Here is a 14,053-nt window from a genome sequence, read left to right as displayed (position 1 = left end):
GAAATCCCCATAGCCATCGCCTGTGGCCCGCGGGTTCCTTCCTCGGGGACTTTCGTACGCCTGCCGGCGCCCGAAACTCTTCACGACAGCGGAATGGCGGCTTTTGACGTCCGAAGAACGATAGCGGACGTTCAGCGGGTGGGTCCGGCCGCAGCAAACTTGAACTGGCCATTCGCAACCCCGTAAACAGTCTCCATGACAGCGAGGCGCTGGCGGGACGTTCGGCGTAGCAAGTTTTGCGCTCGCTACCTACGCAAATTGGGCGTATCGTGGCATATCGTCTGTTGCTAATAAATGAGCCGGCGACTGAGAGCGCAAGACTCTCGCATCGGACTAGGCGCGCTAGGTTCCACAACTACTCGTCGCGCTCACCAGACCATCTGCCTCTGCTGAAACCTCTTTTCCTCGGTTCCGGCCAGTATTGCTTTTGCCAATCGGAAGAGGAGCGTTCTGATGCAGATCATCCAAACCCGCCGCCGGTTCCTAGCCGGCGCTGCAATGGCAGGCGCTGCCGGTATCGTCGGTGTTCCAGGGTCACTCCACGCGGAACCGCCGTTGGAAACGACCACGGTTCGTCTGCCGCTGTGGGTCGGTAGTTCCTACTGTTGGGCAGGTGCGTACATCGCCGGAGAACTGATGCGCGCCGAGGGTCTTACCGATGTCCGCTACATAGAAGGCGACAGAAGCGTCAACCAATCGGTATGGATCGCACGCGGTGAGACCGATTTCTCCGTGAACTTTGCGCCGAACCAGGTCGCGTCGATCGCCGCCGGCGTGCCGATCAAGGTGCTGACCGGCTTGCACTCGGGATGCCTCGAACTGATCGCCAAGGAGAGCATTCGCAGCGTCACGGATCTGCGGGGCAAGAGAGTGGGCGTGAACGGTTTCAACAACTCGCGGCACGTGTGGCTGTCCCTCATGTCCGCTTATGTCGGACTCGATCCAGTGAACGATATCCAATGGGTCTTGACTAACGACGTCAAGCCGACGGAACTCTTCGTCGAAGGGAAGATCGACGCATTCCTCGGGACGCCGCCCCAGCCGCAGGAGCTGCGCGCCAAGAAGATCGGCCACACGATCCTCAACAATGCCGTCGACCGCCCGTGGTCGCAGTATTTCTGCTGCATGATCTCGGCCACGACGGACTATGTGACAAGATACCCGGTGGCGACCAAGCGGGTCTTGCGATCCATCCTCAAGGCCGCCGACCTCTGCGTGTCAGATCCCGAAAGTGTGGCCCAGCAGATGGTCGATCGCGATTTTGAGACCAGCTATGACTACGCGCTCCAAACTCTGAAGGACATTCGGTACGACCGCTGGCGGGAATTCGATCCCGAAGACTCCTTGCGGTTCTACGCACTGCGCATGCAGGAGACCGGCATGATCAGGTCCAGCCCACAACAGATCATCGCCAACGGAACGGACTGGCGCTTCCTCGACGAGTTGAAGCGTGAGCTGAAAACCTGATCCCATCTGGTCTCGAGGGGAGACGTAGACATGCAAATCATTCAGAGCCGCAGGCGCTTCCTGGCCGGCCTGACGGCTGCCGGCACCGCAAGCCTCGTCGGCGCTCCAACTCGAGTTCTTGCCGAGCCAGGGCCGGAGACCACACGCATTCGCTTGGCCAAGATCCCTAGCATCTGCGTGGCGCCACAGTATGTTGTAGAGGACCTGCTGCGCGCTGAGGGCTTCACCGAGGTTGCCTATGTCGCGGCAGGCCCCGGTGCGGCCACGGCCTCCGCGGTGGCGAATGGCGAGATCGACTTTAGCCTCAACTTCGTGACAAATTCGATCGTCGCCTTGGACTCCGGTGCGCGGCTCACTCTGCTCGGGGGCGTCCATCCCGGTTGCTTCGAGCTGTTTGCCAAGCACGGGATCGACAGCGTCGTCGATCTGAAAGGCCGGAACGTCGGCGTCCAGGGGCTCGGTTCGGGGCCGCATCTGTTCCTCGCCAGCATCGCCGCCTATGTCGGGCTCGATCCGGCGCGCGACATCAACTGGGTGGTGGACCCGGCGGTCAAGCCCAAGGAGCTGTTCGCGCGGGGCGAAATCGATGCATTCCTGGGCTTTCCGCCGGACCCGCAGGAATTGCGGCGCAGCAAGGTCGGGCACGTGATCGTCAACAGCACAGTGGACCGACCTTGGTCGCAATATTTTTGCTGCATGCTGTCCGGCAACAGCGATTTTGTGGCCGCGCATCCGGTTGCTACCAAGCGGGTGCTGCGCGCCATCCTCAAGGCCGCGGATCTATGCACCGCCGCGCCGGCCTTGGTTGCCGAGCGCTTGGTCGCGGGCGGATTCGCCAGCCGCTACGATGACGCGTTCGCAGCGATCAGCGAGTTGCCCTACCGGAAATGGCGGGACTACGATTCAACTGACACCGTCCGCTTCTATGCGCTGCGGCTGAAGGAAATCGGTTTGATCGGGTCCACACCCGACAGGATCATCGCCAACGGAACAGACTGGCGCTTCCTCAATGAGCTAAAGCGAGAGCTGAAGACGTAGACCTATCGCCAATACGCGTTGCCTTTTCAAGGGAAGGAGAGACTCGTGCAGATTGTCCAGAACCGTCGCCGTTTCCTTACAGGCCTGTCTGCGCTCGCAGCCGCGGGTCTTGCAAAGGGCCGCAACGCGGCCGCCGCCGAAGCGGCACCTGAAACCACGACCGCCCGCTTTGCGGCGGCGCCTGGTATCTGCATCGCTCCGCAGTACGTCGCCGAGGATCTGATCCGCGCAGAGGGGTTCTCAGATTTCGGCTTCGTGGCCGCCGAGGCCGGTATCGCCCAGACCGAGATGCTGGCGCGCGGGGACATCGACTTCGGCATTGACTTTGCCACGGCCCTAATCATTCCGGTCGACACTGGCGCACCGATCAAGGTGATCTCCGGAGTGCATGTCGGCTGCTACGAGTTGTTCGGACGCGAGGACATCAAGAGCATCGCGGATCTCAAGGGCCGCAAGGTCGGCGTCGGCGGCAATCTATCGTCGGATCCACATATCTTCGTCAGCGCCATGGCGACCTATGTCGGCCTCGATCCGCAACGCGACATCGAATGGATCGTCGGCGAGGCAAAGCCGGCGGAGCTCTTCGCCGATGGCAAGGTCGACGCCTTCCTGGCTTTTCCGCCTGAGGCTCAAGACCTCCGCGCCCGCAAAGTCGGCCACGTCATCCTCGACAGTTCCAAGGACCGACCGTGGTCGCAATATTACTGCTGCATGCTGGCGGTCAACGCCGCGTATGCCGAGAAAAATCCAGCCGCCACCAAGCGGGTCATCCGGGCGATCATCAAATCGGCCGACATCTGCGCGGCTGAACCGGAACGGGTGGCACGCCTTCTGGTGGATCGCGGACACACCGAACAATACGACTACGCTTTGCAGTCGCTCCGCGAGCTCCCATACTCTAACTGGCGCGACTTCGATCCCGAGGACACGATGAGGTTCTTCTCGCTGCGGCTGCATGAAGCCGGGATTGTCAAGTCGAGCCCAAACGAGATCATCGCGAACGGCACGGATTGGCGCTTTTTCAACGAGGTCAAGCGCGAGATGAAAGGCTGAGTCTGCTCGTGCCGAGGGAGAGGAGACGTGACATGGAGATTGTCCAGAGCCGCCGCCACTTCATGATGGGCCTGTCGGCGGTCGGCGCCGCGGGTCTCGTCAAAGTGCCGACATCGGCTCATGCCGAGCCGGCGCCAGAGACCACGACAGTGCGTTTGCCAAGGACGTTCCGCGCCCTTTGCGAAGCACCCAAGAATATCGCCGGGGAGTTATTGCGGGCCGAAGGGTTCACCGATGTACGCTACATAGACTTGGCCGCCGACTCCGATCCGTTCGCGATGCTCGCAAACGGCGAACTGGATTTCGCCACCGACTTTCCGCCACCGCACATCATGGCGATCGAGGCCGGCATGCCGATAAAGGTGGTCACCGGCCTGCACTCCGGCTGCCTCGAACTGATCGTCAACGAAAGCATTAACAGCATCTCCGACCTCAAGGGCAAGAGGGTGGGCGTGTTCGCGCTGACGTCAGCTCCGCACATGCTCGTAACCCTCATGGCCGCCTATGTCGGTCTCGATCCCGCCACCGATCTCAAGTGGGTCGCGAACCCGGATGTCAGCTCGATGCAACTATTTAACGAAGGAAAGGTCGATGCCTTTCTGGCGGTGCCACCCGAGCCGCAGGAGCAGCGCGCCCGGAACGTCGGCCACACAATCCTTAATACGACCGTCGACCGGCCATGGTCGCAACACTACTGCTGCATGCTTGCCGGCCGCGCGGACTATGTCGACAGACACCCGGTGGCGACCAAACGCGTGCTGCGAGCCATCCTCAAGGGCGCCGACATCTGCGTGTCGGATCCGCAACTGGCTGCGCAACTATCGGTCGACGGCAAGTTCACCGATCGATACGACTATGCATTGGAGGGCTTGCGAGGAGCGCGCTACGACGTGTGGCGGGAGTTCGACCCCGAAGACACGATGCGCTTCTACGCACTGCGGATGAACGAAGTCGGCTTCATTGAGGCCGGCCCTAACAAGATTATCGCCAACGGCACGGATTGGCGCCTCCTCAACGAGATCAAGCGCGAGATGAAAACGTGAGCGAGTGGCCGGCGCGCATCTTGGTGCTGGCGCTGATGGCCGGGCCGGCACACGCGCACGACGCGCGGCACGACGAGCGCCTGCCGACGATCGGACAGGCGCCGGACTTTACCTTGGTATCGCAGGATAGTGTGCGCGTGTCGCTGCACGACTTTCGCGGCAAGGTGGTCGCCGTCTCATTCATCTATACGCACTGTACCGACGTCTGCCCCATGCTGACCGCCCATATGGCCAGCGTGCAGGAGGAGTTGGGTAATGCGTTCGGACCCCAAATCGCCTTCGTTTCGATCACCGTCGACCCGGAGCGCGACACCCCCGATGTTTTGAAGGAATATGCACAGAATTTTGGCGCCGATCTGAAGGGCTGGTCGTTTCTTACCGGTGATCCGGCGATTGTCCATGAGGTTGGACGGAAATACGGCGTCATCGCGAAGAAAACGGCGGATGGTGACGTCGACCACACATTGCTGACGTCGCTCGTGGACCCGGACGGCATCTTACGCGTACAGTATCTCGGCGTTCGGTTCGACCTAGAGGAGTTCCGGGGTGACCTTCTCAGCCTCTTGGACGAATCCAAGTAACATAACGAACCGGCTAGTCGGCTGGGTTGCCCGGCTGCCGGCGCGCGTCCAGACCAAGCTCTTGATCTCGTTCCTGTCGATCGTCGGCCTGTTGATCGTGCTGGGGGCCGTCGGGTTGCAGGTGCTGAGTGGGGTCAATGATCAAACAAACGAGCTGATCAAGCTGCAGCGCAGGATCGCGGCCTATCGCCAGGTGCAGCACGACACGACCGCCCAGCTCTACGGCATCTCCACCGCCCTGTTGCTTCAGGACGACCGGATGCTGGATGGGGCGCTGCGCCAGCTCAACCAGTTTGGCTACGACCTCGACCGCATGGAGTTCGTCGCTAAAACTGAGGCGGAGGTGCTGGGCCAGGTCCGACAGGAATACGAACGGCTTGCGGCCGGCGTGACGCATGTCGCGGAGCTCTTCCGCGCCGGTCGCACGGAGGAGGCGCGCAAGGTTCAGCTCGATGAGATCATGCCGTCGGCCGACCGCCTCGAGCGACTGACGAACCAGCTGGTCAACATGGCCGAAGCCGACATGGTCGCGGCCATCGAAGCGAGCGAGGGGGCGTACGGCACCTCTCGACTGATCGTGGTCGCTTTTGCTGTGGGCAGCATCCTGTTCGCGCTTGCGCTTGGCTACATCATCTCCTGGTCGTTGATCGAACCGGTCAAGAAGATCGAGACGCGTCTCAGTCAAATAGCGGCCGGCGACTTCGCCCAACACGTTGCCGTCGCCAATCGCGACGAACTTGGAGTGCTCGCCGCTAACGTCAACCAGACCTCCGACCAGCTGGGGCGCCTATATCAGGAGATTGAGACGCGCACCCAGCAGCTCGACGAGGCCCTTCAGCAGCAGACAGCCACTGCAGATGTTCTGAAGGTCATCAGCCGCTCTACCTTCGATCTACAGGTCGTGCTCGATACGTTGGTGGAATCGGCTGTCAGGCTCTGCCGTGCCGACAAGGGTGGTATCGTGCAGTTGTTGGATGGCGTATTCCGCTATGTGTCGACGCATGGCTACCCGCCCAGTTTCCGCGCCTATGTCGACGCCAATCCACTTCCAGCGCTTGCCGCAGGCCGAGGCTCCGCCGTAGGGCGCGTAATCGAAGAACGTCGGATCGTGCAAATCGAAGACGTGACCGCTGATCCGGACTACCGCGTGGCCCTGATCGCTGAGGCAGGCGGGTTCCGCACCGTCCTCGCTGCCCCGCTGTTGCGGGAGGGTGATCTCGTAGGCGTATTCGTCATGACCCGGGTTGAGCCGCAATCTTTCAATCCCAAGGAGATCGCGCTCGTCGAGACATTCGCCGACCAGGCGGTGATCGCCATCGAGAATGCGCGGCTCTTCGGGGCGGTGCAGTCACGAACGCGCGAGCTTGCCGCGTCTGTTGGTGAGCTCGAGGCGCTTGGTGAGGTGAGCAAGGCGGTCAATTCGACGCTGGATCTCGACACGGTGCTGAAAACGATCGTCGCCAAAGCGGTCCAGTTGTCGGAGACGGACGCTGGCACCATCTACGTGTTCAACAGCACTCGGCAACAATTCCGTCCGCGCGCAAACTTCGGTATGAGCGATGAGCTTATAGCCGCAGTCTCACACCAGACGATCGGGCTGGCCGATATGGGGATCGGCGACGCACCCGGGCGCTGCATGCCGGTGCAGTTTCCCGACCTCAGCCAGGAGACCTCATCCTTGCTTGTAAGAAAGACGGTCGTCCAAGCCGGATATCGCAGTATCCTGATCGTTCCGCTGCTGAGGCCCAACAAGATCGTCGGTGCCCTGGTCGTCAGGCGCCATAAGCCAGGTGTCTTCCATGAGCAAGTTGTCCACCTGCTGGAGACCTTCGCTGCCCAATCGGTGCTCGCGATCCAGAATGCCAAGCTGTTCCGCGAGATCGAGGAGAAAGGCCGGGAGCTGGAGGCCGCCAGTCGCCACAAGTCCCAGTTCCTCGCGAATATGAGCCACGAGCTCAGGACACCGCTCAATTCAGTCTTGGGCTTCACAGAACTGCTGGTCGACGGCATCTACGGCGAACTCCCGGACAAGGCGAAGACGACCGTCGCGCGCGTGCAGGCAAACGGCCGCCACCTCCTCGGGCTCATCAACGACGTACTCGACCTTTCCAAGATCGAAGCCGGCCAGCTCACGCTGGCGATCGAGGACTACTCCGTCGCGCAGATTGTTCGATTGACCGTTACGGCTGTCGAGCCGCTGGCACGAGCGAAGGGTCTTGAGCTTTCAACGACTGTTGCCGAAAACCTTCCAATCGGCCGCGGGGACGAACGCCGTTTGATGCAGGTCCTGCTCAATCTTGCAGGCAATGCCGTCAAGTTCACCGAAACGGGTGCGGTCGACATTCTTGCCGGCGCGGTAGACGGACATTTCGAGATCACCGTCCGGGATACAGGTCCCGGCATCGCGTCCAAGGACCAGGCTCTCATCTTCGAAGAATTCCAGCAGGTCGACAACAGCAGCACCAGGCAGAAGGGTGGCACAGGTCTCGGCCTGGCGATCACAAAGCGCATCGTCGAAATGCATGGTGGGACCATAGACGTCGAGTCCGTGCTCGGGTCAGGATCGACATTCCGGCTGAAGATACCAATCCGGGTGAATGGGGACGCGAGGGCGGCATGACCAAACGAATCCTGATGGTGGAAGACACCGAGGACAACCGCCAGATCATCCGCGATCTCATTGCCACCACCGAATACGAACTGATCGAGGCGGCGGACGGCGCCGCCGGCATCGCTGCAGCGGGAGCGCACAGGCCAGACCTGATCCTTATGGACATTCAGCTCCCGGTGATCGACGGGTATGAAGCGGCCCGCCGCATCAAGGCTGACCCAACGGTGCGGCACATCCCGATCATCGCCGTCACCTCCTACGCGCTGTCGGGTGATGAGGCGAAAGCCCTTGCTGCAGGTTGCGATGGCTACATTGCCAAGCCCTTCAGTCCGCGCGAGCTGCTCGCAATGGTTCGGCAGTTCCTTTCCTGAAGGAGACAACGTCTTGCATGATCCGCCCCGAATTCTCGCGGTCGACGATACTCCGGAAAACCTCGAGATCCTGCGCATGCGCCTCGAGGCGAATGGCTACGAAGTGGCGACCGCCGCCGATGGTGAAGAGGGGTTTGCAAAAGCTCGCGAACTCACGCCGGATCTGATCCTGCTCGACATCATGATGCCGAAGCTCGACGGTATCAGCGTGGTTCGCCTGCTCAAGCAGGACATCTCGCTGCAGGCGATTCCGGTCATCCTCGTCACCGCGAAGGCCGATACGCGTGATCTTGTCGAGGGGCTGGACGCCGGGGGTGACGACTACCTGACAAAGCCCTTCGAGCACAGGGCGCTGTTGGCGCGGGTGCGCTCGATGCTTCGCCAGAAGGCGCTTCACGATACCGTCGCAAGTCAGGCCCAACTCCTCCAGGAACAGGCCGCACAGCTTTCCAATTGGAACCGCTCGCTCGAGCAGACCCTGGCGGATCAGGTGATCGAGATCGAGCGAATGGGCCGACTCCGGCGTTTCCTGCCCGAGCAAGTCGCCGACCTGATCCTTGCGGCGGGAAATGGCGACACGCTTCTGCAAAGTCACCGTCGCGACGTGACCGTCGTTTTCTGCGATCTACGCGGCTTTACAGCCTTCGCCGAGACTGCCGAACCTGAGGAGGTGATGGCGGTTCTTGGCGAATACCACGCCTGTCTTGGTGAACAAATCGTCCGCTACGAGGGAACTCTTGAGCGATTCGTGGGCGACGGTATCGTCGTCGTTTTCAACGATCCACTGCCCTGCGCCGACCATACGGAGAGAGCCGTCCGCATGGCTGCGGCGATGCGTGATGCGATTGACGAGCATTCAGAGCAATGGCGCAAGCGCGATCACTTGCTCGGCTTCGGAATCGGCATCGCCCGAGGCCATGCAACCATCGGGCGGATCGGTTTCGATCAGCGCGCCGATTATGCAGTGATAGGCACAGTGTCGAACCACGCCGCCCGATTATGCGAGGAAGCCAGGCCAGGCCAGATTCTCGTCAGCCAGCGGGTCGTTGGTGCCGTCGAATCCCTGGTTGAGTCCGTCGCCGTTGGCGAACTGACGCTGAAGGGCTTTCGCCGACCGATGCCTGCCTATCAAATTGTGCGGTGGATCGGCCGGCCCAGCTAGGGATCACTGTGCCTAATGAGATAGATCGCCTCCTGCGCTGAATGGGCCATACAATGATGCGGGCAGCTAGACCGATCAGCGATTGGACGGCCTTTGAGCTCCATGGCCGTTGCTCCCTATTCGCCTCGCTCGGGGAAACTTCCCAACGTCAGCTCGCAAGGCACGTTACAGATACCTGGTTGGCTTCTTTCAAGCCCGGTCGCCACAAGGCGCGACAGGAGTTTCCGGAAGTCCAGCCCAACCTATGAACAGCGCCTGGACAAGATGGCCGTAGCGGATGGGTGCAGCGTCTGTGGCGCAAGCCAGCCCTCTGCCAACGCGAACTTTGGACCCGATCCAGTCGTCACGTGGGATGAACTCGAACGTCTCGAATTGGTTCGAGAAGGCGCCTTTTGGCAACTACCCGACGATCCGTTTTGTCAGCGCCCTGGAAGGTACGAGGGTTCCGTAAAGGGCTTGGCCCTGGCTGAGAGCATTGCCCTCGCCACGAACGTTGACAAGGCGTATGGTCGTTAATCGTTGGCTGAAAGCGTTCTTGGCCAGCGACTGAAGAACGACAAGACTCCCGCCTTTATACAGGGCGTGCTCCAACTCGCGATTACTCGGCGCGCTCACGCATTGTCCGTCCTCTATTGGGGTCATTTGGTTGATTCCTAGGGATGATCAATTTGCCAAAGGAGCGTCCCGATGAAGCTAATGCAGAATCGTCGCACATTCCTGACCGGCCTGTCGGCGATCGGCGGTGCCGGGCTCTTCAATGTTCGCACATCCAGTGCGGCCGGGGAGCCTGCTCTGGAAACGACAACCGTCCGCTTGGGGCAGTGGGTCGGAGGCGCTTACTGTTGGGCGTCCATCTACCTTGCCGGAGAACTTCTGCGCGCCGACGGTTTCACCGATATCCAATATGTCGAAGGCGACACCCACGTCGACAATTCCAAGTGGCTCTCCGCCGGCCTGATCGATTTCGACATGAACATGCCGTCGATGCACATTAGGTCCATCGACGCCGGCGTGCCGGTCAAAGTGCTGATCGGCGTGCATTCCGGCTGCTTCGAACTGATCGGCAACGACAGCGTCCGCAGCATCAGGGATCTGCGGGGCAAGCGCGTCGGGGGAGGGTCGGTGGAGTCGCATCCTCACATCCTGACGGCCCTCATGGCCAACTATGTCGGGCTTGATCCGGTGCACGATATCGAGTGGGTGGAGGGAGAACAGGCCCCCATGCAAATGTTCATCGACGGCAAGGTCGATGCCTACATGGCAGGTCCGCCCGAACCGCAGATCCTGCACGCCCGGAAGATCGGCCATACGATCGTCAACAACGGGACCGACCGCCCGTGGTCGCAATACTTTTGCTGCATGGTTGCCGGCAATGCGGACTACGTGAGCAGATACCCGGTCGCGACGAAGCGGGTGTTGCGCGCCATTCTCAAATCCGCTGACCTGTGCGCTTCTGATCCGTCGTTGGCGGCACAGCAGCTCGTCGACCGAGGCTTTCTACCCAACTATGACGAAGCGCTTGGGACGCTGAACGGTGCTCAGCACGACAAGTGGCGCGTGTTCGACGCCGAAGACAGCGTGCGCTTCTATGCGCTGCGCATGCAGGAGACCGGCATGATCAAGTCGAGCCCGCAACAAATCCTGTCCAACGGAACGGACTGGCGTTTCCTCGAGGAGCTCAAACGCGAGTTGAAGGCCTGAGACCCTAGCAGACGCAGTCACGCCTTGGCGCTGGTCATAGCGCGGGCGAGTGAGCACGACGCGCCGAAGGACGAGCGCCTGCCGACAATCGGAATGGCTCAGGACATCACGTTGACATCGCAGGACGGGACGCGCGTGTCGCTGCGCGATTTTCGCGGCGACCAACGCGGCCCGATGGTGGCAGCAACCAGCCTGCAGATATTAGTTGTCTCTGGAGGACTGCTGTTTCGTGGGAGCAGCCGTTTCCATCAACAGCAACCACACGGCAACAAATGTCGCAAACGTGAGCGCCATTCCGCTGGCGACCTCCATCTTGGCCGCAACGACGGTGCTAGCCGTTCTCGACTGCGGCACTGCGTTGGTCGCTTGCTCCAGGAGGCGACATTCCGGTGTTATCAGAACGTTCGTGATTCGGGGCCTACCTACCGAAAATCGCACACTTCATCGAATCTGCGGCTGGGGTTTGGGAAGGAGAGCGTCATGATTGGCCCGCCGCTGCCTCGTGTGGGACAATTGGCGGCGCCGCAACCCACGCCCTCTGGCACTCGGCATTGCGCTGATTGAGGGACAACATGCTGCGCGTCGCATCCGACCGGCTGAGGCCGGTCATGGCACCACGTCGATCAGCGCCGGAATTCCGCTGAAGACATGATAGACGGTCCAGGACCGATCCGCCTCGACGCGGCGGCCATATTGACGGTCCGCGAAGTCGCGTCCCGATGTCCCACCCTCATTTTCCCAGACCGCAAGCCCGGCGGCGTTGCACTGCCGATCGGTTTCGTTGCTACGGGCACTCATGGCGTTGGCCTTTCCTCATTGATCGCTTCCGTGGCCAGAACGCCGGAATAGAGCGTTGCGCCCTTCGCGTCGGCGATCGTCATGGCGTCCGGCCGCTGCGGCATGTTCAAGGTTTTGGCCAAAAGCCTGGCGATCTCGAGCGCATGGTCGAGGTTGGCCGCTTGCGCCGTCTCGCGCCCGACCACGGCATGCGCATCGTCCGAGGTTCGGGTGCGATAGAATTCGATCACGATCTTCATCGTCATCCGTGCCCGTGTCGCTACGTCAGTTCTTGCCCTTGCCGCGCCGGGCATTGATATCGGCTGCAACTCTGGTGTGGGCGCCGAATACGCTTTCAGGCTTGGGCGGGACCTTCTCCTGCGTCGGGTTCCCGATCTTCCGGCTAAACCATTTCTGTCCCTTTGACACGTTCGAAGATCCTTTCGATGAGCGTTGTGCTGTCACCGGGCGAAGTGTCGACCGGTTCGAGACTGTCCTGCATCGCCACCCGTTCATGAAGTTCGACGTCGCTGCGGATGCGGTACTGCAGCGAATTTCCGCTCGGCGGGAGCCTTGCTGTGACGCGGTAGATTTCCGCGGCCTTTGGAAACGTGCCGATGCCGCTCTTCAGCCGGACAGCTTGTCCGACGGCAAAGAGATGCGTTGCGGCTTCGCGGCGGACTGGGCGTGCGTTGCGTTGCATCAGGGTTGTGGTTCTCATGATTGTCTCTCGTCCAGCTCCAGCGAGGCTTGAAGCAATGCCGGTTCGATCGGCACCATCTGCTGCGTAGCACCGCTCGCGGTGATCGCCGGAGGTGAATGAAGGTGGCCACGCGGCGCCATGCGATCTGGGAAGTCCCTTCGAGGGCCTCCTCGTCATGGTCAACCCGATACTCTCCGGGCGGTTGCGGTGTATCAAAGCCGGGCAGCGAAAACGCCGACTTGAAGCGAACGACTGTATTTGTGGTGCGGCTGGTCATGAATTGCGGCTTTCCGCGGAAACGGGCGGCTGCGCCTTTCCGTATCAGTCCCACTCGAACCGCCGGGACGATGCCCGACGCTGCCAGTACATCCGTGGTCAGCGTCGGTTTCATTCCAGGATCCGAACGGAACGAGATGTGCGCCGGACCGGCGCATGCACTCATTTTCGAGAATTCGGTGGTGAATGGCGGGGCTCTGACACAAAGCCAACTCGACCCAAATCAACAAGTTTTACCTATGCGCCTCAATTGAGTTCCAAACAAGGTCGCGGCCTCCTTTATTTGATCTTTGAAATAATAACCCGCATCCGCGAAATTCAAGCCGGCACAAAGTTTTCCTCACATCCGAACGAATTTCTGGCGTCTCGAATTATATCATTCGAATTCTTGGCCATTGGCCAGAAATAATTCTGGCACTCCTATCTATCGAGTGCCAACGCGCCTATATCAGGGGTAGCGGCCGCCTATGCTGGCCCCAGAAAGAAGTTCCCCATGAAATTCCGGCCACTCCACGATCGCGTCGTCATTCGCCGCGCCGAAGGCGACACCAAATCCAAGGGCGGCATCATCATTCCCGACAATGCCAAGGAGAAACCACAGGAAGGCGAAGTGATCGCCGTCGGCCCGGGCGGACGCGACGAGAATGGCGCGCTTGTTCCGCTCGACGTCAAGGCCGGCGACCTGATCCTGTTCGGCAAATGGTCGGGCACGGAGGTCAAGATCTACGGCGAGGACCTTCTGATCATGAAGGAGGCCGACATCATGGGCGTCATCGACAAAGCTGTCGAAGCCAAGAAGGCCGCCTGACTGGAGCGGCGCGTGTCCCTCAAGGCGCGCAAAGGTCGCTCCAGTATTTGAAAGAACAAGCGCAGCGCGTTCCGCGCGGCGACCGTTCCACTCCAAATTCGACGGGATAAAAAATGTCTGCCAAGGAAATCAAATTCTCCACCGACGCCCGCGACCGCATGCTGCGCGGCGTCGAAATCCTCAACAACGCCGTCAAGGTGACGCTCGGCCCCAAGGGCCGCAACGTCATCATCGACAAGGCCTACGGCGCGCCGCGCATCACCAAGGACGGGGTGACGGTGGCCAAGGAAATCGAACTTTCCGACAAGTTCGAAAACATGGGCGCGCAGATGGTGCGCGAAGTGGCCTCGAAAACCAACGACCTCGCCGGCGACGGTACCACCACCGCCACGGTGCTTGCCGCTTCCATCCTGCGCGAGGGCGCCAAATTCGTTGCCGCCGGCATGAACCCGATGGACCTCA

Annotated in this window: 14 protein-coding genes and 1 pseudogene; 11 read left to right on the top strand and 4 right to left on the bottom strand. The window is 60.8% G+C overall.

Translation table 11 applies throughout. The annotated features are described in order from the left end of the window. Nucleotides 1-453: 453 nt before the first annotated feature. From NKH04_RS31655 to NKH04_RS31615, 9 genes are all read left to right on the top strand, one after another. Nucleotides 454-1,467 (top strand): ABC transporter substrate-binding protein, encoded by a 1,014-nt coding sequence (locus tag NKH04_RS31655; RefSeq protein WP_352542839.1) that lies wholly within the window; start codon nucleotides 454-456, stop codon nucleotides 1,465-1,467. A gap of 30 nt (nucleotides 1,468-1,497) precedes the next feature. Further along, nucleotides 1,498-2,505 (top strand): ABC transporter substrate-binding protein, encoded by a 1,008-nt coding sequence (locus NKH04_RS31650; RefSeq protein ID WP_352542840.1) that lies wholly within the window; start codon nucleotides 1,498-1,500, stop codon nucleotides 2,503-2,505. 45 nt (nucleotides 2,506-2,550) lie between these two features. Then, nucleotides 2,551-3,558: an ABC transporter substrate-binding protein gene (locus tag NKH04_RS31645; protein WP_352976210.1), complete on the top strand. Its 1,008-nt coding sequence runs from the start codon at nucleotides 2,551-2,553 to the stop codon at nucleotides 3,556-3,558. Between the two features lie 32 nt (nucleotides 3,559-3,590). Beyond that, nucleotides 3,591-4,601, top strand: coding sequence for an ABC transporter substrate-binding protein (locus NKH04_RS31640; protein ID WP_352976213.1), 1,011 nt, complete (start codon nucleotides 3,591-3,593; stop codon nucleotides 4,599-4,601). Beyond that, the gene (locus NKH04_RS31635; RefSeq protein ID WP_353045516.1) at nucleotides 4,598-5,182 is read left to right on the top strand and encodes an SCO family protein; all 585 of its coding nucleotides are present in this window, start codon (nucleotides 4,598-4,600) and stop codon (nucleotides 5,180-5,182) included. The genes NKH04_RS31640 and NKH04_RS31635 overlap by 4 nt, the downstream gene beginning before the upstream one ends. Beyond that, nucleotides 5,148-7,802 (top strand): GAF domain-containing protein, encoded by a 2,655-nt coding sequence (locus tag NKH04_RS31630; RefSeq protein WP_353045515.1) that lies wholly within the window; start codon nucleotides 5,148-5,150, stop codon nucleotides 7,800-7,802. Before NKH04_RS31635 ends, NKH04_RS31630 begins: the two co-directional genes overlap by 35 nt. Further along, a complete protein-coding gene (locus NKH04_RS31625; RefSeq protein WP_352542845.1) occupies nucleotides 7,799-8,164 on the top strand; it encodes a response regulator in 366 nt (121 codons plus the stop codon). The genes NKH04_RS31630 and NKH04_RS31625 overlap by 4 nt, the downstream gene beginning before the upstream one ends. Next, nucleotides 8,082-9,326, top strand: coding sequence for a response regulator (locus NKH04_RS31620; RefSeq protein WP_353045514.1), 1,245 nt, complete (start codon nucleotides 8,082-8,084; stop codon nucleotides 9,324-9,326). Before NKH04_RS31625 ends, NKH04_RS31620 begins: the two co-directional genes overlap by 83 nt. 687 nt (nucleotides 9,327-10,013) lie before the next feature. Beyond that, on the top strand, nucleotides 10,014-11,027 hold the full coding sequence (locus NKH04_RS31615; RefSeq protein ID WP_352922522.1) for an ABC transporter substrate-binding protein: 1,014 nt from the start codon (nucleotides 10,014-10,016) through the stop codon (nucleotides 11,025-11,027). Nucleotides 11,028-11,633: 606 nt separating this feature from the next. Here the strand turns inward: NKH04_RS31615 and NKH04_RS31610 are convergent. The 4 genes and pseudogenes from NKH04_RS31610 to NKH04_RS31595 all read right to left on the bottom strand — a co-directional run bounded on the left by NKH04_RS31610 (nucleotide 11,634) and on the right by NKH04_RS31595 (nucleotide 12,784). Continuing rightward, complete coding sequence (locus NKH04_RS31610) at nucleotides 11,634-11,825, bottom strand: hypothetical protein (protein WP_352542958.1); 192 nt, start codon at nucleotides 11,823-11,825, stop codon at nucleotides 11,634-11,636. Further along, nucleotides 11,822-12,064, bottom strand: a complete 243-nt coding sequence (locus tag NKH04_RS31605; RefSeq protein ID WP_352542957.1) for a hypothetical protein — start codon at nucleotides 12,062-12,064, stop codon at nucleotides 11,822-11,824. The genes NKH04_RS31610 and NKH04_RS31605 overlap by 4 nt, the downstream gene beginning before the upstream one ends. A gap of 143 nt (nucleotides 12,065-12,207) precedes the next feature. Next, nucleotides 12,208-12,525 carry a hypothetical protein gene (locus NKH04_RS31600; protein WP_352542956.1) on the bottom strand — a complete coding sequence of 106 codons (318 nt, stop codon included), beginning with the start codon at nucleotides 12,523-12,525 and terminating at the stop codon, nucleotides 12,208-12,210. Continuing rightward, nucleotides 12,522-12,784 (bottom strand): annotated as a pseudogene (locus tag NKH04_RS31595) (hypothetical protein). Before NKH04_RS31595 ends, NKH04_RS31600 begins: the two are co-directional and overlap by 4 nt. A gap of 492 nt (nucleotides 12,785-13,276) precedes the next feature. On the opposite strand from NKH04_RS31595, the gene NKH04_RS31590 reads away from it, so the two are divergent. Together NKH04_RS31590 and NKH04_RS31585 are read left to right on the top strand one after the other, a co-directional pair. Continuing rightward, nucleotides 13,277-13,591, top strand: a complete 315-nt coding sequence (locus NKH04_RS31590) for a co-chaperone GroES (protein ID WP_352542955.1) — start codon at nucleotides 13,277-13,279, stop codon at nucleotides 13,589-13,591. A gap of 113 nt (nucleotides 13,592-13,704) precedes the next feature. Next, nucleotides 13,705-14,053 (top strand): TCP-1/cpn60 chaperonin family protein (locus NKH04_RS31585; protein ID WP_352922529.1); only part of this gene is annotated, 349 nt, incomplete at its 3' end.

The sequence above is a fragment of the Mesorhizobium sp. M1365 genome (genome assembly GCF_040317865.1).
Classification (GTDB): Bacteria; Pseudomonadota; Alphaproteobacteria; order Rhizobiales; family Rhizobiaceae; genus Mesorhizobium.
The sequence above is the reverse complement of the archived record's forward strand: the minus strand, read 5'-3'. Positions and strand labels throughout refer to the sequence as shown.

Excerpts from the sequence above, each read along its gene's own strand:
- NKH04_RS31640 (WP_352976213.1), top strand. The coding sequence starts at position 3,591 with ATGGAGATTGTCCAGAGCCGCCGCCACTTCATGATGGGCCTGTCGGCG.
- NKH04_RS31605 (WP_352542957.1), bottom strand. The coding sequence starts at position 12,064 with ATGAAGATCGTGATCGAATTCTATCGCACCCGAACCTCGGACGATGCG.
- NKH04_RS31615 (WP_352922522.1), top strand. The coding sequence starts at position 10,014 with ATGAAGCTAATGCAGAATCGTCGCACATTCCTGACCGGCCTGTCGGCG.
- NKH04_RS31625 (WP_352542845.1), top strand. The coding sequence starts at position 7,799 with ATGACCAAACGAATCCTGATGGTGGAAGACACCGAGGACAACCGCCAG.
- NKH04_RS31590 (WP_352542955.1), top strand. The coding sequence starts at position 13,277 with ATGAAATTCCGGCCACTCCACGATCGCGTCGTCATTCGCCGCGCCGAA.
- NKH04_RS31655 (WP_352542839.1), top strand. The coding sequence starts at position 454 with ATGCAGATCATCCAAACCCGCCGCCGGTTCCTAGCCGGCGCTGCAATG.
- NKH04_RS31600 (WP_352542956.1), bottom strand. The coding sequence starts at position 12,525 with ATGAGAACCACAACCCTGATGCAACGCAACGCACGCCCAGTCCGCCGC.
- NKH04_RS31610 (WP_352542958.1), bottom strand. The coding sequence starts at position 11,825 with ATGAGTGCCCGTAGCAACGAAACCGATCGGCAGTGCAACGCCGCCGGG.
- NKH04_RS31650 (WP_352542840.1), top strand. The coding sequence starts at position 1,498 with ATGCAAATCATTCAGAGCCGCAGGCGCTTCCTGGCCGGCCTGACGGCT.